This is a genomic window from Streptomyces sp. CA-249302 (assembly GCF_050936785.1).
GTDB lineage: Bacteria > Actinomycetota > Actinomycetes > Streptomycetales > Streptomycetaceae > Streptomyces.
This window is the reverse complement of the sequence record NZ_JBNJMG010000001.1, coordinates 6,583,620-6,603,902: the sequence shown is the minus strand read 5'-3', so window position 1 is coordinate 6,603,902 and position 20,283 is coordinate 6,583,620. Positions and strand designations below refer to the sequence as shown.

Sequence of the window (20,283 nt, the reverse complement as noted above, 5' to 3'; positions counted from 1 at the left end):
CCCACTCCCGATAACGTGACGCAACACCTCTCACACTTCCCTCTGCTTCCGCTGCTTCCCCTGCCGAAACACACGTGACGCCCACACACCTCCCTGGCCGGCCGGCCATACCGTCCCTGCCCACCATCCTGGGCGCCTTCAACACCGCCCCGCAGGACGACGCCCGCAAACTCCTCCTCGACTGCCTCCGCAGCCTCCGCTGGGCGGACCGCATCGCGGCCCACCGCCCCTACCCGGATGCCGACGCCCTGCTGGCCGCATCCGACGAGGCGGCCTACGACCTCACCCCGGCCGACCTGTCGGAAGCCCTGGCGGCCGAGACATTGCCGACATTGCCGGACGGATCGTACGGCGCAGCCTATACGGCCCTGAGCGCGGCCCACGCGGCCTACGAGTCCCGCTTCGGCCACGCCTTCGTCATCTGCCTGGAGGGCCTGTCGGCCGGGGAGGCGCTGGACCACGTACTGGAAGGAATCCGGTCGCGCCTGACGAACGATCCGGATGAGGAGCGGGTGGTGGCGGCCGAGGAGCTGCGTCGCCTCGCAAAGGAACGGTTGGGCGACCTGCTTTTCAGGGGCGCGGGGAACGGCGCGACCAGCCACACGCGACCCGCACCCGGCGAATAACCATCCACGCCGCCCCAGAAGCCGCAAAACTCACCCATCCGCGTGCCACTTTGATCACACCGGTAGGCCCCACGTAAGCCCGGCGCCCACCGCTGAGTACGATGCTGGGGGCCGGTGGACCGTACCCGGCCGGGCCCGACCGACAGGCAAAGCCGGCGCGGCCCCAATCCCCGCTCCCGGAGGGACTTCCGTGCCGGCTGGAACGCTGTACCGCGGCCGGGAAGGAATGTGGTCCTGGGTGGCTCACCGAGTCACCGGCGTCCTCATCTTCTTCTTCCTGTTCGTTCACGTGCTGGACACCGCTCTCGTCCGTGTCTCCCCCGAGGACTACGACAAGGTCGTAGCCACCTACAAGACCCCGATCGTCGGAGTGCTGGAGTACGGCCTCGTCGCCGCCATCCTCTTCCACGCTCTCAACGGCCTGCGCGTCATCGCCGTCGACTTCTGGTCGAAGGGCCCGCGCTACCAGAAGCAGATGCTCTGGTCGGTCGTCGGCATCTGGGTCGTGCTGATGATCGGGGCGATCTACCCCGTCCTCGGTCACGCCGCTCGTGAACTGTTCGGGAGCTGACACCGATGGCCACCACTGAATCCACCGCGTCCGGGATCGGCCCCGTCGAGGGCGAGTCGCTCTACAACGTCGACAACCCGGCCCCCGTCATCGAGGCCCCGCGCAAGCGCACCAAGAAGTCCCCGAAGTCCACGCGGGGCAACTTCGAGATGTACGGCTGGCTGTTCATGCGGCTGTCCGGCATCGTGCTGGTCGTCCTGGTCCTGGGCCACCTGCTGATCCAGCTCGTGCTGGACGGCGGCGTGTCGAAGATCGGCTTCGCCTTCGTGGCCGGCCGCTGGGCGTCCCCGTTCTGGCAGGTCTGGGACCTGCTGATGCTGTGGCTCGCGATGCTGCACGGCGCCAACGGCCTGCGCACGGTCATCAACGACTACGCGGAGCGCGCGAACACCCGGCTCTGGCTGAAGGGCCTGCTCTACACCGCCACGGTGTTCACCATCCTGCTGGGCACGCTGGTGATCTTCACCTTCGACCCGAACATCCGCTAGGCACGGGGCTGAGGCAACTACCGATGAAGATCCACAAGTACGACACCGTCATCGTCGGCGCCGGTGGCGCGGGCATGCGCGCGGCCATCGAGTCCACGAAGCGCAGCCGCACCGCGGTCCTGACCAAGCTGTACCCCACCCGCTCCCACACGGGCGCCGCGCAGGGCGGCATGGCCGCCGCGCTCGCCAACGTGGAGGAGGACAACTGGGAGTGGCACACCTTCGACACCGTCAAGGGCGGTGACTACCTGGTCGACCAGGACGCCGCCGAGATCCTGGCGAAGGAGGCCATCGACTCGGTCCTCGACCTGGAGAAGATGGGCCTGCCGTTCAACCGGACGCCGAACGGCACGATCGACCAGCGGCGATTCGGCGGCCACTCCCGTAACCACGGTGAGGCGCCGGTCCGCCGCTCCTGCTACGCGGCCGACCGCACCGGCCACATGATCCTCCAGACGCTGTACCAGAACTGCGTGAAGGAGGGCGTGGAGTTCTTCAACGAGTTCTACGTCCTGGACCAGCTGATCACCGAGGTCGACGGCGTGAAGCGGTCGGCCGGTGTGGTCGCGTACGAACTCGCCACCGGCGAGATCCACGTCTTCCAGGCGAAGGCCGTGATCTACGCGTCCGGTGGCACCGGCAAGTTCTTCAAGGTGACGTCGAACGCGCACACGCTGACCGGTGACGGCCAGGCGGCCGTCTACCGTCGCGGGCTGCCGCTGGAGGACATGGAGTTCTTCCAGTTCCACCCGACCGGCATCTGGCGCATGGGCATCCTGCTGACGGAGGGCGCCCGCGGTGAGGGCGGCATCCTCCGCAACAAGGACGGCGAGCGCTTCATGGAGAAGTACGCGCCGGTGATGAAGGACCTGGCATCGCGAGACGTGGTGTCGAGGTCGATCTACACGGAGATCCGCGAGGGCCGCGGCTGCGGTCCGGCCGGCGACCACGTGTACCTGGACCTCACCCACCTGCCGCCGGAGCAGCTGGACGCCAAGCTCCCGGACATCACCGAGTTCGCCCGCACCTACCTGGGCATCGAGCCGTACACGGACCCGATCCCGATCCAGCCCACCGCGCACTACGCGATGGGCGGCATCCCCACGAACGTCGAGGGTGAGGTGCTGAGCGACAACACGACGGTCGTCCCGGGCCTGTACGCGGCCGGCGAGGTCGCCTGCGTGTCCGTCCACGGCGCCAACCGCCTCGGCACCAACTCCCTGCTGGACATCAACGTGTTCGGACGGCGGGCCGGCATCGCGGCGGCGGAGTACAGCCAGAAGGCCGCCTACGTCGAGCTGCCGGAGAACCCGGAGGAGCAGGTCGTCGCGCAGATCGAGAACCTGCGTACGTCGACGGGCACCGAGCGGGTGGCGGTCCTGCGCAACGAGCTGCAGGAGACCATGGACGCCAACGTCATGGTGTTCCGCACCGAGCAGACGATCAAGACGGCCGTCGAGAAGATCGCCGAGCTGCGCGAGCGCTACAAGAACGTCTCGATCCAGGACAAGGGCAAGCGGTTCAACACGGACCTCCTTGAGGCCATCGAGCTGGGCAACCTGCTGGAGCTGGCCGAGGTCATGGCGGTCTCCGCGCTCGCCCGCAAGGAGTCCCGCGGCGGCCACTACCGCGAGGACTACCCCAACCGCGACGACGTCAACTTCATGCGCCACACCATGGCGTACCGCGAGGTGGGCGACGACGGCACCGAGTCCGTCCGTCTCGACTACAAGCCGGTCGTCCAGACCCGCTACCAGCCGATGGAGCGTAAGTACTGATGGCAACCCCCGTTCTGGACAAGGTGGAGGCGGAGGCCGCCGCCTCGTCCCACCTCATCACCGTCACCTTCCGGGTCCGCCGCTTCAACCCGGAGGTCTCCGCGGACGCCGTCTGGGAAGACTTCCAGCTGGAGATCGACCCGAAGGAGCGCGTCCTCGACGGCCTCCACAAGATCAAGTGGGACGTCGACGGCACGCTGACCTTCCGCCGCTCGTGCGCGCACGGCATCTGCGGCTCGGACGCGATGCGGATCAACGGCAAGAACCGCCTCGCGTGCAAGACCCTGATCAAGGACATCAACCCCGAGAAGCCGATCACGGTCGAGCCCATCAAGGGCCTGACGGTCCTGAAGGACCTGGTCGTCGACATGGACCCGTTCTTCCAGGCGTACCGCGACGTGATGCCCTTCCTCATCACGAAGGACACGAACGAGCCGACGCGCGAACGCCTCCAGACGGCGGAGGACCGCGAACGCTTCGACGACACGACGAAGTGCATCCTCTGCGCGGCCTGCACGTCCTCGTGCCCGGTCTTCTGGAACGACGGCCAGTACTTCGGCCCGGCGGCCATCGTCAACGCCCACCGCTTCATCTTCGACTCGCGCGACGAGGCGGGCGAACAGCGCCTGGAAATCCTCAACGACCGGGATGGCGTGTGGCGCTGCCGCACGACCTTCAACTGCACGGACGCCTGCCCGCGCGGGATCGAGGTCACCAAGGCGATCCAGGAAGTGAAGAGGGCACTGATCACTCGGCGCTTCTGACCTCCGTTCGTCCTTCGATTCGCCTTTCTCTACGGCGATATGGGCCCCGCCTCCCGGATACGCACCGGGGGCGGGGCTTTCGTCGTCCCGAGAGTCCCTTGCCCCTGCTTTACTCCTGCTCACGGACGTGATCAGCTTCGTCGGTCATGTACATAGCAGCCTCTGGGGAGGGGCTGCCGGGAGGGGGGAGGGCGCGCCGATGAGTGCCGCCGAGGAGCAGACCGTAAGACCATGCCCGGAGTGCGGGGCGGAGATCCGTGCGGACCGCCGGTTCACCACGTGGTGCGCGGCCTGCGACTGGAACCTGGAACCCGACGGGCGGGACGAGGAGAAGGGCAGGCTGCAGCGGCTGCGCCATCGGTTGGCCCAGCAGTACGGCGAAGGGCTGCTCGCGGACCTGAGCACCAGCGACGAACGGCAGCGGACGGGACGTACGACGGCGGGCGTCCTGGCCTACGCGATCGCGCTCACGGTGCATGCGGTGACCGCCGCCCTGGTCGTGGGCGGGCTCTGGCTCCTGATCGTGGGCCGGGGCGGCTTCCTCATGGTGGCCGGCATCCTCCTGCTGGCGCTGGCGTGGCCACTGCGGCCGAGGCTGAACCGGCTGCCCTCCGACGCACGGGTCCTGTCCCGGGACGCGGCGCCCGAGCTGTACGCCCTGATCGACGAGATCGCCGGGGCGCTGGGCACACAGAGCGTGGACGTGGTGGTCGTGGACGCCCGGGCCAACGCGAGCGTGACGCTGCTCGGCCTGCGCCGCCGGCTGCTGACCTTGGGACTGCCGCTGTGGGAGGTGCTGACCCCGCAGGAGCGGATCGCCCTCCTGGGCCACGAACTCGGACACTTCACCAACGGGGACACGCGGCACGGGGCGGTCGTCGGAACCGCGTACAAGTCCCTGACCACGTGGCACTACTTCCTGGCGCCGATCGAGCGGCCGACGATCACGGAGGCCTTCATCAACGTGGTTTACCTGCTCCCCCGCTGGCTCATCACCGGCCTGCTGACGCTCCTCGAACTGCTGACCTCGCGCGATTCCCAGCGCAGCGAGTACCTCGCGGACGCCGCGGCCGCCCGTGCCGCCTCCACCGAGGCCGCGGTCGGGCTGATGGACCGTCTCCTCGTCACCGGCTCGATCACCACTACGCTGTATCGCGAGGTCAACGGCCGCCGGATGCGGAGGTCCGGGCGGGTCACGGCGGAGGACGCACAGGGGGTGTGGGAGGCGCTGGCCGACCACATGGACTCGATCCCGGAGTCGGAGTACGAGCGCCGCCGCCGAGTCGGCGAACGCCACGGCCACAGCGTCGACGGGACCCATCCCCCGACCCACCTGCGCCGAGGGCTCCTGCTGGGGGCCACGCCTGTACCGGCCCTGGTGACGGCGGACGCCGAGCGGGTCGGGCGTATCGGCGCCGAGTTGGGGGACACCCGAGAGGCGTTGGCGCGGAAGGTCGTGACGGATGGTGTCAACGCATAGACGCCTGGCGTGGGCAACCGAGGCCGCATTCTCGTCGCGAACATACTGTGCGGACAGTGGAGTTGACTGCATACTCGATCCACCGGAGTGGGGACGGGTATGGCAGGGAAGCGGCTCGGCGGAGCGGGATTCGGGTTTCGGTTACTGGCCCTGGCGTGGGCGCTGGCGGCCCGGCCTGCACCGCCGCCGCGCGGCTCGTTCCAGCTCGAATCAGCGAAATCCCCCAAGAAGAAGACTTTCGTCTACGCCTGCACCAAGCGGAACTGCGTCGCCAACGCCCAGATCATCCCATCCGAGGTCGCTCCTCAACACAGCCCTTGCTCCAGCGGACACCCCACCTTGCGCAGCCAATTGTCCAATGGCGTTCTCATCCCACTCTGGGAAGGGCAGCGTGACGACGTCTGGGTGTGCGTCGAGTGCGAAGAACCGCCGTTCCGGCCCAAGGACCGGCCCGGTCGAAGGACACCCGTCCACCCCACTGCCGAGTTCCTGCAAATCGCCACCAAGAACGGAGGTTAGAAAATGCTCAAGGCACTCGCCGAAGCAGGCGGCAAGGTCATCGGCGGCGGCCGCTTCAGCCTGACCAGCGTTCTGCCCGGCGCGCTGCTTGTGACGATCATCGCGGCTGTCGCACGTGCGGGACTGTACGACTTCGGGGCAAAGCCAGATTTCTCCGCTGTCCAGCCCACCAAGGACGACACCGCGACCGTGGTGCTTTTCGTCTTCTTCGCCTTCGTGTTCGGCGTGCTCATACGGCCCTTCGAAGCCGCAGTCGTGCAACTGCTGGAGGGGTATTGGGAGAGGCCGTCGCCACTGGCCCCCCTGCGCGAAGCGGCGGTGGAGCGACACCGGCGCCGCAGGGATCGGGCTGCCCTCGTGCTCGAGCACTCCAAGCGCCTGGCGGAAGCCGAGGCCGCGTCTGCTCCAACAGGCGCACGCGCCCCCATCGGATCCGTCTCGCTGCAGGATCTGGCGGAGCGGGACCGGCGGAGCGTCCGTCTCCGACGTGAGGCCCAGCGTGCGAGCCGCATCCGGTCCGGTTATCCCACCGAGATTCGCCCGGACGATCCAGAGGAGGACCGGGATCCTGCGGGGGAACTCCTGCCTACGTCACTGGGGAACATGCTGTTGCGGGCAGAACGACTCTCGGGTGACCGCTATGGACTCGACATGTCGCGCGTCTATCCGCGCATCTATCCCTTCATCGCACCCCGATTGGAAGGTGCTGTCACCCAACAACTCAGTCTCATAGCGGCCACCGCATCGCTCGCCGTTTCTCTGGGAATATCGACGCTGGCCATGCTGCCCCTGGTCCTACGCTGGGACGTGTGGTCCCTGTTGCCACTGGCTCCGGGGATCCTGACCGTCCTGGCCTACCGTGGCGCGGTGTCAGCTGCGGCCTTCCACGGCACCCTTCTGTCAGCCGTTTTCGACGTGCACCGGTTCGATCTCGTCAAAGCGTTCCACTACCCCGTACCGGAGGCAGCCGACCGATTGGTGGGGCTGAACATGATGATCTCGGATTATCTCGCCCAGGACGCTGCCCGGCTCGACGAGGAATTGGACCTTCCGATGAAACATCCGTCCGAAAGCGAAGACGTCCTACAACGAGCGAACAGCAACGGCCCCACCCAGACCTAGCACGTTCAGTACCATCCGGTGCGGTCGGCGCTGGGCACCGCTGTCCAAGTCCAAGTACTGGTCCACGTCGGCGTACACCACGACCCGCTCGGCGAAGCGCACCGCGTGTGTGCTCTCCACGTTTCCCTTCACCACCGCACAGGACGGCCCCACGACGAGTTCGACACGTCCGAAGAACACCGTCACGTCCACGCGAACCACGCGCAACGCGGCGTCGGCGGAATCCTCGGCGAACTGCGCACCCGAGAGATCTACTACGGCGTTCCCGAAGTACGAACCCACCGTCAGGGTCTGCAAAGGCACGGACGATGCGAGCACCCTCCGGTCCACCGGCACCAGCACACTGCGGTATCGCCGCAGAGGATGCTCCTCCTCCCGGCTGCCGGACTCCGTCCGTACCCCCAGGGACAAAGCCACCCCGACCGCGATCACGACAGACGGCCAGATCCGGTCGGCCGTCTCGCCTTCGAAGACCCCAGCGTTGTAGGCCGCCCACAAGCCACCGCCCGCGACGAGCGCCACAGGGCCGACCAGCAACCCCCGGGGCACAGCCGCCCGCAGTATGAGCAGCAATCCCACCGCGGCCAGCACGTACGGCAGCGCCGACAGAGTCAATCGCCCGCCCGAGCGGACGGCCGACCCGCCGCCCACCAGCCAGACCATGCCGACGATCACCACCAGCAGCCCGAAGGCTGTGCGCAAACGGCCCACCGGCTCCCCCTCCCGCAATCAGCTGAAGGGTACTCAAGGGTCCCTGCTACAACTGACTGAGGATCGTCGGGTCCGTGATCTTCCGGTCGTCGGCCAGCATCAGCGCCTTGCTCAGGATCACCCCCAGCATCCGATCCCCTTCGTACGGCAGGTAACCCGCCTGCGGAGCACCCGGGTTGGGCTTGGGGACGATGCACAGGTACTGGTCGTTCGGGGTCATGAGGATGTTGCCCGAGCCCAAGTGGATTTTGTACGTGTGGCGTTCGCCCTTCACATGCAGGAAGCGGCCCTCGATGGTGCAGCGGTCGGCGATCGCGAGGCGGGGTATCAGGCGGTCCAGGAGGGCGCGGCGTGTCTCCGCGCCCTGGCTGAGGTCTCCGAAGCCGTACGACGTCCAGTACTCGCGGAAGCGGCCGCCGGGGCCGCCGTCCTGCCAGGTCGGGTCGTTGCCGACGCTCGCCACGCCGACGAACAGGTCGACGTCGCGCAGGACTTCGGAGAGGACGAGGGGCGGGATGTCCATGAGGGGGACGGGAGTCACCGGGTCGACTCCATCGCGTAGCCACATGTGGTACTCGCCGCCGCAGCAGTGCGCCCAGTTCTCCGGGGCGTCGATCGGGTAGAAGCGGACCTGGTCGGTGCGGAGGCGGAGGTAGCTGCCGGATTCCGTGGTGTCGGCGCCGTAGTTCTCGCCCTCGCCCTCGATCCAGTACTCGGCGCGCAGACCCCACTCCGGCAGGTCGCGCGTGGCCGGCGGTGCCGAGTCGTCGACCATCAGGCGCAGCTTGTTGCGCCAACCCCTGATCGCCGCCAGGGAGTTGAACTGGTGCTGGCGCAGCACATGCGCCGCGAAGCGGTTCGAGTACGTGTGCGTGGTGCGCTCGGCGTCCGTGAGGAGGTACACCTCCCGGTGGGCCTGTTTGAACGGCTGGGTGATGGCGTGCCGCTCCAGCCAGTCCCGCCAGGCGACGACCTCGGCGGGATCGTGGCCGACCGGGTGCCAGAGGCAGACTTCGGTGCCGCTGGTGACGACGTCGTCGGTCAGGGTGCGCAGCTCGCCGTCGGCGTATCCCACTGTCGTCCCGTCCACCGTCCACAGGAGGCGGCGGGCCAGCGTGCCGACCAGTGGGTGGTCCAGGTAGCGCTCCCGCCAGGCCGCGTACGGCCAGGTGCGGCGGGCCAGGAACTGGCGGTCCAGGCGCTCGCTCTGCGCCGAGAGCATCTTGTCGATGTCCTTGGCCGCAGCCTTCAGCTCCTTGAGCTCGTCGGCGTGGTCGCGCTTCACTGCGGCCGGCACGCTCTTCACGGCCTTCCCCGCAGCGTTGCGCCAGCTCAACACCGCCTTGGTGCCGTGCACTTCGAGTACGGCGGTCACGTCGCCGAGCAGCAGATCGGCCCGCCCGACCTCCCTCAGGCCGTACGCCGGCACGGCCAGCTCCTCGATCTCCTCGCGGCTGAGGCCGAGGGCGCCGGCGCGGGCGTCCAGTGCGGTGTTCAGCAGCTTCAGCGTGCCCTTGTAGGTGACGCGGGTGGCCAGGCGGGCCAGTTCGGCGAGGGAGGTCTCGCCGTCGATGCGGGCGAGGGCGTTGACCGAGGCGTTGGCGATCTTGGGGTTCATCGGTCCGAGGCCCTGGACCTTGCGCAGCGCGGTCTCGACCAGGGCTCCGAGCGCGCGGTCGGAGTCGGGGCGGCCGGGCAGGAAGGAGAGCAGCCAGGTCAGACCGCGCAGCGCATCGGCGTTGTACGCGTCGAGGGACGCGTTGGGATGGGCTCCCCAGCCCCGGTCGAGGAGGGGACGCGTGCGAGGCCTCCCGACGAGACGGATCCAGGCCGTCACCCGCTCGCGCACCGCCTCGGCACCGAGCTCCTCGATCAGCGCCGTCGCGGCCTGCTCCCACTTGGCCGAGGGGCGGGCGGAGTTGGCCGTGGCCGCGTGCGCGAGCAGTTGCTCCCAGCGCGGGTCGAGGTCGGAGAGGTCGGCCAGGGCGCGGTCCGCCCACGCCTCGCCGGGGTTCACGACGGGCCGACCTAGCTTCGCGACCAAGGGGCCCAGCTTCGCCTTGCCGTCCCACTGGGCCAGATGCGTGCGTCGGACCACGGCCACGAACTCCCCGGGCAGCTCACGGCCGTCGGCCAGTTCCAGTTCGGCCAGCCGGATCAGCTCCCCGACGCTGTAGTGCACGTCCTGCTCGCCGGCCAGGCGGATCAACGCGGAGCGGGCGTCGAGGGGCTTCGGCTCATCGGGCGTCTCCGCCATCGGCAGATTACCGAGCAGGGCCACGATGCTGCGCCGTGCAGGTGCACCCGGCTCCAGTTCGTGGAAGCGGCCGGCCAGCGCGTGCGCCAGCCGGATCCGGAAGGTGCCGTCCGCGTCGCGCACCGCGTCGATGACCTTGCGGTGTCGCGAGCCCCAGTGGTTGCCGACCGACTCGGCATGCGCGAGCAGTTGCGGAACGAGCCCGTCGACGTCCCCGGCCTCGACGAGGGCGCGGATGTCGGTGACCAGCCGGGAGTACTCGGCAGGAGACATGTCCATCAGCCACCCACCAGCGGTACGAGCTTCAGGAACGTCACCTCGGTGCTGAGCGGCAGCTCGACCTCCTCGTCCGCCTCGGTGACCTGGCGGTCGCCGACCAGCACCAGGAAGCCGTTCCCCGCGAACGCCTTCAGGGCCAGCTCGGTCTGTGTCTCGGGGTCTATCCGGCGGGGTGTGCGCAGCGCGTACCCGTTCAGCACCCGCTCCGCGTCCCGCGGCTGCACCAGTCCCTGGAACACCCCCGGCGTACGCGCGTTGTACTCGGCGACCTCCTGGAACACCCGGCGCCGGATCAACTCACCCACGGTGAGCCAATCCTCGGCGACCTCCAGCTCCCAGCCGGCGCCCCGCTCCCCCGCAGTCGTCTCGTCGACGAACGTCACGAATCCCATGCCGACGACAGTAGAGGCCGCCACTGACAATCACCGGTTCCGGGCGATCGCGCACCTATTCTGACGGTATGTCAGATGACCAGTCGTACGAACTGCTCGGATTCGACAACGCCCTGCTGCCCGTCGGAGACCTCGGCGCGGCCGTCGGCTTCTACGAGCGGGCCGGGTTCGCTGTGGGGTTCCGGCTCGACGAGGCCGGGATCGCGCTACTGAAGGTCGGGGGCGAGACGCCCGGGATCCTGCTGCGGCAGGAGGACGGGCTGGGGCAACGCCCGCCGGCGTGGCCGTCGCCGCGGCTGTGGGTCGAGGTGGGGGACGCCCGGAAGGCTGCCCGCGCCCTCGCCGCGGCCGGCGTCCCGCTGCTCGACGAGCCGTTTCCCGTGGCCACGGGCTGGACCGTCGAGATCGCCGATCCCTGGGGGAACGTCATCGGGTTCACCGACTACTCGAAGCGGCCGGAGCTCGGCCGCCGGCCGTGACGCGGGCCCCGGCGCGGCCGTGACGCAGACCCCACTCCATCCAGGTTGAACGTGTTCAAAAACCGGTCTACAGTCATTCCTGTCAGCGTTTTGAACGCGTTCAAGAAGGGGTGGGGCATGGACCGCACGGTCATCGCCTACGTCATCTACCTGCTGGTCAGCATCGCGCTGACCATCTGGGTGGCCCGCACGCTCAGCCGCAACGGACGGATCTTCCTCGCCGACGTGCTCCAGGGGAACGAGAAGCTCGCCGACGCCGTCAACCACCTCCTGGTGGTCGGCTTCTACCTCGTCAACCTCGGCTTCGTCGCCCTCTACCTGAGCGGCGACGGGACCATCGAGGACACCCGGGGCATCTTCGAGGCCCTGTCGACCAAGCTCGGTGTGGTGCTGCTGGTGCTCGGTGTCATGCACCTGGGGAACGTGTACGTCCTCAACAAGATCCGGCGCCGCAGCGTCCTGGAGCGCGAGCAGGTGCCGCCGGTCGGGCCGCAGGACTGGGTCGCTCCGCCGGTCGGGGCGTGAAGGGCGTGACGACCCTCCAGGGCCGGGACGCCAGGCGCGTCCCGGTCCGCCGGCTCACCGTCCTGTACGACGCCGACTGCTCGCTCTGCGCCTTCCTGCGCGACTGGCTGGCGCGGCAGCCGCAGCTGGTGCCACTGGAACTCGTACCGGCGAACTCGGAGCGGGCCCGGCGGCGCTACCCGGACCTCGACCACCGGGCGACGCTCGACGACATCACCGTCGTAGGAGATTCGGGTCAGGTCTACCGGGGCACGGCCGCCTGGATCGTCACCCTGTGGGCGCTGCGCGAGCACCGGCCGCTCGCGCACCGGCTGAGCACGCCGTCGGGGGCGCCGTTCGCCAAGGGGGCGGCGCTGGCGGCGGCCAAGTGGCGGGGCTCGCAGTGGGGGCAGCGGCAGTGGGGTGGGCAGACGTACCGCACGGCCGACGGGTGGTCGTACGACCCGGCGGCGGGCTGGACGTACACCGCACCGGGCTGCGACAACGGCGCCTGCGTCACCCCGTAGGCTCTCGTCCGTGCCTGCGATGAACGACAGCCCGGACAGCGACCGCCCGCACGGCGAGGGGCCCGACGAGGGCGGCGGGCCCAGCAAGTCCGAGCAGACCCGTGCGCTGATCCTGGAGACCGCGATGCGGCTCTTCCAGGAGCGGGGCTACGACAAGACGACGATGCGGGCGATCGCCACGGAGGCCGGCGTCTCGGTGGGCAACGCGTACTACTACTTCGCCGGCAAGGAGCATCTGATCCAGGGCTTCTACGACCGGATCGCCGCCGAGCACCAGGTGGCGGTCCGGGAGGTGCTGGACCGGGAGACCGACCTGGAGGCGCGGCTCGCGGGCGTCCTGAAGGCGTGGCTGGACATCGCGAAGCCGTATCACGAGTTCGCGGTGCAGTTCTTCAAGAACGCGGCGGACCCGGACAGTCCGCTCAGCCCGTTCTCCCCCGAGTCGGAGCACGCGCGCGTGGAGGCGATTTCCGTCCACCGCGAGGTGCTTGCGGGGGCGACGAAGACCAAGGTGCCGGAGGAACTCCGGGACATCCTGCCCGAGTTGATGTGGCTGTCCCAGATGGGGCTCGTCCTGTACTGGATCTTCGACCGGACGGAGGGGCGCGAGCGCACCTACCGGCTGGCCGAGCGGGGGGCCAAGCTGACCACCCGGGGTGTGTCGCTGGCCCGGTTCCGGGTGCTGCGCCCGCTCGTGCGTGAGGTGCACGAGCTGTTCACGGACTTCCTGCCGGGGATGACCAGGGTGCTGCCCACCCCCGGCAAGTCCTGACGCGGTCAGTTCACCGCGTCCACCTCGCCCTCGGCGAGCTCGACGTCGTACACCAACGGGCCCGCCGCGACCGCCACCTGGGCCACCCGCGAGCCGTACGACGTCGCCGTCGTCGCCAGCAGGTACGCCCCCGGGGCAGGCACCGACACGATGTACGAGCCGTCGGCCAGCGACTCGACCCGGTCCAGCTGGCGCCCGCCCTTGGTCAGCAGGGTCACCGAGGCGCCGTCCACGGGCTCGCCGTCGGCGGTGCGGATGAAGCCGTGGACCACCGAGGCCGGGCCGTCCGCGGCCGGCGTCTCGAGCGCGTCCTCCTTGGGCTCGACCGCGAGGTGCGGCAGCCGCTTCTCCAGCCAGGCCGGCAGCCACCAGTTGGAGTTGCCGAGCAGGTGCATCGCGGCCGGCACCAGTGCCGTACGGAGAATGAAGGCGTCGAGCGCCACCGCGGCGGCCAGGCCGACGCCCGCCATCGCCGCCCCGGAGTCGCCGCTCAGTACGAACGCCATGAACACGCAGACCATGATCAGGGCCGCCGAGTTGATGACCCGGCTGGTCTCGGCGAGGCCCACGCGCACCGCGCGCGCGTTGTCGCGCGTGTGCACCCACTCCTCGTGCATCCGGCTCACCAGGAAGACCTGGTAGTCCATCGAGAGGCCGAAGAGCAGGGACAGCATGATGACCGGCAGGAAGGCGTTGATCGGGCCCTCCTTGCCGAGGCCCAGGAGGTCCAGGCCCCAGCCCCACTGGAAGATCGCGACCAGGACGCCGAAGGAGGCGGCCGCGGCTATCAGGTTCATCAGGGCGGCCGTCAACGGCACCACCAGGGAGCGGAAGGCGATCAGCAGGAGCAGGAAGCCGAGGCCGATGATCGTCGCGATGAAGAGGGGCAGGCGATCGCCGGTCACGGACGCGAAGTCCTTCGACACGGCCGTCACACCGCCGACGTGGGCCTGCGCGCCGGCCTGCGGGATCACCTTGTCGCGCAAGGTGTCGATCAGGTCGTCCGTCGCCTTGGACTGCGGTGACGTCGTCGGCACGACCTGGATCACCGTCACGCCCTTCGCGGGCGGCAGCGCGGCGACCTGGGCGACCCCGGAGGTCGACTCGATGCCCTTGACCAGGGTGTCGGTGTCGCCGCCGACGGTGACCACCTGGAGCGGGCCGTTGAAGCCCGGTCCGAAGCCGTCCGCGAGCAGGTCGTACGCCTTCCTGGTGGTCGTGGACGCCTGGTCGTTGCCCTGGTCGGTGGCGCCGAGACGGAGCGACAGCACAGGGATGGCGAGGACGGCCATGACGACCAGGGCCAGCGCGGCGATCCGGCGCGGGCGCTTCTCGACGTTCACCGACCAGCTGGCGGCGAGGCCGCTCGTCCGCTCCGGCTCGGGGCCCTCGGCGGCCAGCCTGCGGCGCTGACGGCGGCTGAGCACGCGGGGGCCCAGGAAGCCGAGCAGGGCCGGCAGCAGGGTGGTGGCGGCGAGCACGCTCAGCACGACCGTGAGCGAGGTGCCGATCACCACGCCGTCCAGGAAGCGCAGTTGCGTCACGAGCATGCCGGCCAGCGCGATGCAGACCGTGCCGCCCGCGAACAGCACCGCGCGCCCCGAGGTGTTGAGGGCGGTGACCGCCGACTCCTCGGGGTCGAGGCCGCGCTGGATGCCGCGCCGGTGCCGGGTGACGATGAACAGGGCGTAGTCGATGCCGACGCCGAGGCCGATCAGGGAGGCGAGCAGCGGGGCGATGTCCGGGATGTCGGTGGAGTGGCTGAGCAGCTGGGTGGAGAACAGCCCCATGCCGACGCCGAAGACCGCGATGGCTATCGGCAGCAGCATCGCGAAGAACGAGCCGAAGGCCAGGAACAGCACGATCGCGGCCGCGATGATGCCGACCGACTCCGACAGGCCCTGCGGCGGCTCCTGGACGCGCTGGATGGCCTGGCCGCCCAACTCGACCTGCAGACCGCTCTTCTCGGCCGCCTGAGCGGTGTCCAGGACCTTCTGCACCTGCTCCTTGGGGATCTCGTTGGCCCGCTTGGTGAAGGTGAGCTGGGCGTACGCGATCCGGCCGTCCTTGCTGATCTGCCCGGCCCCCGGGTGCCGACGTAGGGGCTGGTGACCTCGCCGACGCCGGGCAGCTTCGCGATCTTGTCGAGGGCCGGCTGGACGCGGTCCTGGACGGCCGCGTCCTTCACCGAACCCTGGTCGGTCTTCCAGACCACGGTGTCGGTGTCACCGGAGGTGTTCGGGAAGGCCTTCTCCATCAGGTCGTACGCGCTCTTGGAGTCCGTGTCGGGGAGGGAGAAGACGTTCGCGTAGTTCGTCCCCGCCGAAGAGGCCGAGAAGCCCAGGCCGAACAGTGCCCCCACCCACAGCAACAGGACCACCAGCCGGTGCCGATAGCACCACCGTGCCAATGCCGCCACGATCAACGCTCCTTAGTCGGTCGTCGGTTGGTCCCCCAGGTCCTGGGCAACAGAATTGGGGGCGGCACGCGCGCGTGGACACGACCCGGCCATGACTCTCAAGGAACTCCAAAGACCGATCCGGGCCGACTGTCAGTGGTCCGCCCGATACTGGGGGCATGACGACGGCTCCAGGCACCGTGCTGGTGGTGGAGGACGAACCGAGCATCGCGGACGTCCTCGCCATCGCCCTGCGCTTCCACCGCTTCGAGGTGATGGTCGCGGGCAGCGTCCGCGAGGCCCGCGCGCTCGCCGAGCGCACCCGGCCCGACGCCGCGCTGCTCGACGTCATGCTGCCGGACGGCGACGGCCGGGCCCTGGGCCGCCAGCTGCGCGCCGAGCGGCCCGACCTCGCGCTGGTCTTCCTCACCGCGCGGGACTCGCCGGCCGAGGTCGTCGGTGCCCTCGGCTTCGGCGACGACTACATCACCAAGCCGTTCAACATCGACGAGGTCGTCGCCCGCATCACGGCGGTGCTGCGGCGCACGCGCGCGGCGGACGTCCTGCCGCAGCGACCGCCCCTGCGGTACGGCGATCTGGAGCTGGACGAGACGACGTACAGCGTGCACCGCGCGGGCCGCAGCGTCGAGCTGACCCCCACCGAATACGCCCTGCTGCGCTTCCTGGTGCGCAACGAGGGCCGGATCGTGCCCAAGGACCAACTCCTGCGCCACGTCTGGCAGTACGAGCACACCCCGCCCGAGTCGACGGTCGTCGAGACCTACATCAGCTATCTGCGGCGCAAGCTGGACACCCTGGGGCCGCCGGTGATCACCACGCGGCGCGGCGTCGGATACGGGCTGGCATGAACCTCAGGGAGCGGCTGCGCTGCCATCACGGGATGCACTCGCTGCGCGCCAAGCTGACCATGACGAACGTGGCGCTGCTCGCCCTCGGCATCGTGGCGACCACCGCGATCAGCCTCATGGGCATGCGGTACTACCTCATCGACCAGATCGACTCCCAGCTGACCAAGATGCGCGACTCGCTGGGGAGTTCCCAGCTCACGATCCGGCAGATCGACTCGCTCAGCGCCCTGAACTTCGTCCACGACCGGCTGGTCCCGGACGACACCGAGAAGGAGCGGTCGACCCCGGACTCGATCTACGCGGCCGTCAACGGCAAGGGCACCGCCGTCGGCATCCTGGGCGTCCAGCCCACCGAGGCACAGCTCGGCCTGGCCCACGCGGTCGGCGACGCCGCGGCGCTCGCCAAGGACTCGGACCCGCACGAAGTGAAGGTGCACGGCACCTCGTACCGGGTCACCGCCGTCCATCTCGCCGACGGCACGTACGTGCTGATGGCCACCTCCACCGAGGCCCTGCACACGGGCATGGCCAAGGCCCTCAAGCTGGACTTCGCCGTCGGCGGCACGCTGCTGGCGCTGCTCGCCTGTCTGACCCTGTTCAGCGTCAGCCGCCGGATGCGGCCGCTGGAGGACATGGTGGAGACCTCGTCGGCGATCGCCGAGGGCGACCTGGCCCGGCGCGTGCCGTCCAGCACGCACCCGACCCAGGAGGTCGAGCAGCTGCGTCTCGCCCTCAACTCGATGCTCCACCAGGTCGAGTCGGCGTACCGCACGCGCGAGCGCAGCGCCGCCCAGCTGCGCCGTTTCGTCGCCGACGCCTCGCACGAACTGCGCACCCCGCTGTCCGCGATACGCGGCTATCTCCAGCTCTACGACAAAGGGATGCTCTCCGACCCGGACGAGCGCAAGCGGGCCTGGGAGCGGGTGCTGGCCGAGACCGACCGCATGGGGCGCCTGGTCGACGAACTGCTCACCCTGGCCCGCCTCGACCAGCAGCCCGAGCTGCGCTTCCGCAACGTCGACGTGAGCCGGCTGATGCGGGACGCGGCCGAGGATCTGCGGGTGCAGCAGCCGGACCGGCCCATCGAGGTCGCCGCCGACGGCTCCCTGCTGGTGCACGCGGACGAGTCGGGGCTCAGACAGGTGCTGGGCAACCTGGTCGGCAACGTCCGCACGCACACGCCCGCCGCGGCGCGGGTGCGGCTCGGTGTGGAGCGGGCGGACGGGACCGTACGGCTGTGTGTCTCGGACGAGGGTCCGGGGCTGTGCGAGGAGGACGCGGCGCGGGTCTTCGACCGGTTCTTCCGGGCCGGCGGGGGCGCGGGCAGCGGCCTCGGGATGGCGATCGTGCAGGGCGTCGTACAGGCCCACGGCGGCGAGGTGGCGGTGCGCACGGCACCGGGCGAGGGGTTGGCGGTGACGGTCACACTCCCGGCCCGGACGGCCGCCGTACGGGCGTGACGCCTGTTACGACGGCTGTAGTGCCGCCGGAAGTCCTGTTACGACGGCTGTGACTCCCCATACAACGCTCAGGTGTCGGCCAGGACCAGCGCCCATACCGTCTTGCCGTGGCGGCCTCTGGTCCATACGCCCCAGGCCGCCGCGATGCTCTCCACCAGGTGCAGGCCGCGGCCGGTCTCCTCCCAGTCCTCGACCACCCGCAGCCGCGGCACCAGTTGGCCCTCGTCCGAGACCTCGATGAGGCAGGACCCGTCGGCGAGCGCGGTCACCGCCACCTCGAACTCCCGCTCCAGGAGCGGGCCGTGGCGCACGACGTTGGTGGCCAGCTCGGACACCAGCAGCACCGCGTCCTGGAGGGCAGGATCGTCAGGCCCGTGGCCCCAGTCGGCCAGATGGTCCCGCACCCGGCGCCTGGCGAGACCGACGGAAGCCGGATGCCGGGGCAGCCGGAAGGAGTTGCGTCTCAGCACGTTTGCTCCTCACCCCACGCACACCTCCGTCACATCGTCCTGCGTTGGGTGGGCGCCCGGCGTCACTCGGGCGAATGTCAATGCCGCGAGATCGCGTCAGATCCAGTTCAGGCTCCACAGCCTGAACACGCCCGTGCCGTCGTCCAGATACTGGCTGCCGCCCACGTCCTCGCTGCTGAGGACGTACTCCTTGCCCTGCCACAGCGGGATCACCGGCACGTCCCGGGCGACGTCCTGCTGGACCGTGCGGAAGTCTGACGTGGCGTCACCGCGGTCCGGGTACTGCTGGCTGTTCTGGATCAGCGCGTCCACGGCCTTGTTGCTGTAGCCGGTGTTCATGGTGCCGTCGGTGCCGATGAGCGGGGCGCCGTAGGTGTCCGGGTCGGGGTAGTCGGCGACCCAGCCGACGGCGTACGCGTCCAGCTTGCCGGTGGCCCAGTGCTCCTGGAAGTCGGTCCACTCGTAGCCCTTGAGCGTGACCTTGAACAGCCCGCCCGCCTCCAGCTGCTTCTTGAGCGCCTCGGCCTCCTCCTGCGAGGAGCCGCGGTTCTTGGCGTAGCCGTAGGTGAAGTTGACCGGCAGACTCACGCCGGCCTCGGTGAGCAGCGTCTTCGCCTTCTTGGCGTCCTGCTTGGGGTAGGCGTCGAAGAAGGAGGTGGTGTGGCCGGTGATGCCCGTCGGGATCAACGAGTAGAGCGGGTCCACGGTTCCCTCGTAGACCGTCGCGGCGAGTTCCTCGCGGTTGATCAGCCAGGCCATGGCCTGCCGGACCCGGAAGTCGTGCAGGGGCGAGCTCGCGCGGGTGTTGAGGTAGAGGTTGCGGGTCTCGGAGCTGTCCGACTCGGAGACGCGCTGGTCCGGGTCGCTCGGCGAGAGCGCGGACAGCACCTTGGGCGGCAGCTGGCGGGTGGCGACGTCGATCTGCTTGTCGTCCCACGCCTTGTTGAGGGCGTCCGCGTCGGTGTAGTAGAGCAGGTCGACGGGCCGTCCGGTGCTGCTGAGCGCGCCCTTGTAGTGCGAGTTCGGGCTGAGGACGGCCTTCTTGTTCTTCGTGTACGACGCCAGCGTGTACGGCCCGGAGCCGTCGACACCGGGGTCGGTGCGCAGGCTGTTGCGCGGGTACTTCTCACGGTCGACGATCGAGCCGGCCCCGGTGGCCACCTTGAACGGGAAGGTGGCGTCCGGCGAGGACAGGTGGAAGGTGACGGTCAGGCCGTCCGCGTCCACCGACTTGAGCGTGGAGAGCAGGGAGGACGGGCCGACCTCGGACTTGATCTTCTTGACCCGGTCGAAGGAGTACTTGACGTCCTCCGCCGTCACCCCACGGCCGCTGGAGAAGGTGAGCCCCTTGCGCAGCGTGCAGTGGTACGTGGTCAGGTCGGTGCCCTCGAAACCGCAGCTCTCGGCCGCGTCCGGCACCGGTGCGGCGCCGCCCGGCTCGAAGGTCAGCAGTGACTGGAACACGTTGCTGAACAGCGCCCAGGAACCCGCGTCGTAGGCGCCGGCCGGGTCGAGCGCCGTGACGGCGTCCGTGGTACCGACCGAGATCGTCTTGTCCTTGTTCTCCTGCGACGGCAGCAGCTGCCAGCCACCGACTCCCACGCCTGCGAGTACGAGCAGCGTCGCGAGAATCCGCATGCGAACCGAGCGCATCGGTTGCCCTCTCCGGGCCCGACAGGCCCCGCCCCACATGCCACTCCCCTAGTGGCGCGGCTCACCTAATCACACGTGTTTCACCTGGAGGAAGAGGCGTTTATTGAATTGAGAAAGAAGTTACCGCAAGGGGTTTCCGGCAGATTTCACAGCGCTCTCACAGA

The 20,283-nt window shown here is 69.2% G+C and carries 19 protein-coding genes and 1 pseudogene; 14 read left to right on the top strand and 6 right to left on the bottom strand.

The genetic code is table 11. The annotated features are described in order from the left end of the window. Positions 1–74: 74 nt before the first annotated feature. The 8 genes from ACQEWB_RS29840 to ACQEWB_RS29805 all read left to right on the top strand — a co-directional run bounded on the left by ACQEWB_RS29840 (position 75) and on the right by ACQEWB_RS29805 (position 7,348). Positions 75–626: a 2-oxo-4-hydroxy-4-carboxy-5-ureidoimidazoline decarboxylase gene (locus tag ACQEWB_RS29840; protein ID WP_432836337.1), complete on the top strand. Its 552-nt coding sequence runs from the start codon at positions 75–77 to the stop codon at positions 624–626. A gap of 190 nt (positions 627–816) precedes the next feature. Beyond that, a complete protein-coding gene (sdhC, locus tag ACQEWB_RS29835; protein WP_432836335.1) occupies positions 817–1,197 on the top strand; it encodes a succinate dehydrogenase, cytochrome b556 subunit in 381 nt (126 codons plus the stop codon). Between the two features lie 5 nt (positions 1,198–1,202). Next, entirely contained in the window at positions 1,203–1,685 is a 483-nt protein-coding gene (locus tag ACQEWB_RS29830) for a succinate dehydrogenase hydrophobic membrane anchor subunit (RefSeq protein WP_432836333.1), read from the top strand. A 23-nt stretch (positions 1,686–1,708) separates the two neighbouring features. After that, positions 1,709–3,463 carry a succinate dehydrogenase flavoprotein subunit gene (gene sdhA, locus ACQEWB_RS29825; RefSeq protein ID WP_432836331.1) on the top strand — a complete coding sequence of 585 codons (1,755 nt, stop codon included), beginning with the start codon at positions 1,709–1,711 and terminating at the stop codon, positions 3,461–3,463. Continuing rightward, positions 3,463–4,227, top strand: coding sequence for a succinate dehydrogenase iron-sulfur subunit (locus ACQEWB_RS29820; protein ID WP_432836329.1), 765 nt, complete (start codon positions 3,463–3,465; stop codon positions 4,225–4,227). The genes sdhA and ACQEWB_RS29820 overlap by 1 nt, the downstream gene beginning before the upstream one ends. Before the next feature lie 199 nt (positions 4,228–4,426). Further along, positions 4,427–5,707: a M48 family metallopeptidase gene (locus ACQEWB_RS29815; RefSeq protein ID WP_432836327.1), complete on the top strand. Its 1,281-nt coding sequence runs from the start codon at positions 4,427–4,429 to the stop codon at positions 5,705–5,707. A 99-nt stretch (positions 5,708–5,806) separates the two neighbouring features. Next, the gene (locus tag ACQEWB_RS29810; protein ID WP_432836325.1) at positions 5,807–6,226 is read left to right on the top strand and encodes a hypothetical protein; all 420 of its coding nucleotides are present in this window, start codon (positions 5,807–5,809) and stop codon (positions 6,224–6,226) included. 3 nt (positions 6,227–6,229) lie between these two features. Next, positions 6,230–7,348, top strand: coding sequence for a hypothetical protein (locus tag ACQEWB_RS29805; protein ID WP_432836323.1), 1,119 nt, complete (start codon positions 6,230–6,232; stop codon positions 7,346–7,348). Here the strand turns inward: ACQEWB_RS29805 and ACQEWB_RS29800 are convergent. From ACQEWB_RS29800 to ACQEWB_RS29790, 3 genes are read right to left on the bottom strand one after another with little or no spacing between them, the layout of a single operon-like run. Continuing rightward, positions 7,310–8,050 carry a hypothetical protein gene (locus ACQEWB_RS29800; RefSeq protein WP_432836321.1) on the bottom strand — a complete coding sequence of 247 codons (741 nt, stop codon included), beginning with the start codon at positions 8,048–8,050 and terminating at the stop codon, positions 7,310–7,312. The two genes, ACQEWB_RS29805 and ACQEWB_RS29800, sit on opposite strands and share 39 nt — an antisense overlap. A 55-nt stretch (positions 8,051–8,105) precedes the next feature. Then, on the bottom strand, positions 8,106–10,589 hold the full coding sequence (locus ACQEWB_RS29795) for a DUF4132 domain-containing protein (RefSeq protein WP_432844073.1): 2,484 nt from the start codon (positions 10,587–10,589) through the stop codon (positions 8,106–8,108). 5 nt (positions 10,590–10,594) lie between these two features. Next, positions 10,595–10,987: a hypothetical protein gene (locus ACQEWB_RS29790; RefSeq protein ID WP_432836319.1), complete on the bottom strand. Its 393-nt coding sequence runs from the start codon at positions 10,985–10,987 to the stop codon at positions 10,595–10,597. A 68-nt stretch (positions 10,988–11,055) separates the two neighbouring features. Between ACQEWB_RS29790 and ACQEWB_RS29785 the strand changes: the two genes are divergently transcribed. From ACQEWB_RS29785 to ACQEWB_RS29770, 4 genes are all read left to right on the top strand, one after another. Continuing rightward, on the top strand, positions 11,056–11,466 hold the full coding sequence (locus tag ACQEWB_RS29785) for a VOC family protein (RefSeq protein WP_432836317.1): 411 nt from the start codon (positions 11,056–11,058) through the stop codon (positions 11,464–11,466). 117 nt (positions 11,467–11,583) lie between these two features. Next, complete coding sequence (locus ACQEWB_RS29780) at positions 11,584–11,991, top strand: hypothetical protein (protein WP_432836315.1); 408 nt, start codon at positions 11,584–11,586, stop codon at positions 11,989–11,991. A 5-nt stretch (positions 11,992–11,996) separates the two neighbouring features. Next, positions 11,997–12,497 (top strand): thiol-disulfide oxidoreductase DCC family protein, encoded by a 501-nt coding sequence (locus ACQEWB_RS29775; RefSeq protein ID WP_432836313.1) that lies wholly within the window; start codon positions 11,997–11,999, stop codon positions 12,495–12,497. A gap of 19 nt (positions 12,498–12,516) precedes the next feature. Beyond that, positions 12,517–13,269, top strand: a complete 753-nt coding sequence (locus ACQEWB_RS29770) for a TetR/AcrR family transcriptional regulator (RefSeq protein ID WP_432844071.1) — start codon at positions 12,517–12,519, stop codon at positions 13,267–13,269. A 5-nt stretch (positions 13,270–13,274) separates the two neighbouring features. Here ACQEWB_RS29770 and ACQEWB_RS29765 read toward each other — a convergent pair. Beyond that, positions 13,275–15,679: pseudogene (locus tag ACQEWB_RS29765) on the bottom strand (MMPL family transporter). A gap of 167 nt (positions 15,680–15,846) precedes the next feature. Here ACQEWB_RS29765 and ACQEWB_RS29760 point away from each other — a divergent pair. After that, positions 15,847–16,536, top strand: coding sequence for a response regulator transcription factor (locus tag ACQEWB_RS29760; RefSeq protein WP_432836311.1), 690 nt, complete (start codon positions 15,847–15,849; stop codon positions 16,534–16,536). Beyond that, the gene (locus tag ACQEWB_RS29755; RefSeq protein ID WP_432836309.1) at positions 16,533–17,996 is read left to right on the top strand and encodes an ATP-binding protein; all 1,464 of its coding nucleotides are present in this window, start codon (positions 16,533–16,535) and stop codon (positions 17,994–17,996) included. Before ACQEWB_RS29760 ends, ACQEWB_RS29755 begins: the two co-directional genes overlap by 4 nt. 68 nt (positions 17,997–18,064) lie before the next feature. On the opposite strand, the gene ACQEWB_RS29750 is transcribed toward ACQEWB_RS29755, so the two are convergent. Both ACQEWB_RS29750 and ACQEWB_RS29745 read right to left on the bottom strand, forming a co-directional pair. Beyond that, positions 18,065–18,466 (bottom strand): ATP-binding protein, encoded by a 402-nt coding sequence (locus ACQEWB_RS29750; protein ID WP_432836307.1) that lies wholly within the window; start codon positions 18,464–18,466, stop codon positions 18,065–18,067. A 96-nt stretch (positions 18,467–18,562) separates the two neighbouring features. Then, positions 18,563–20,119, bottom strand: a complete 1,557-nt coding sequence (locus ACQEWB_RS29745; protein WP_432836305.1) for an ABC transporter substrate-binding protein — start codon at positions 20,117–20,119, stop codon at positions 18,563–18,565. Positions 20,120–20,283 lie beyond the last annotated feature (164 nt).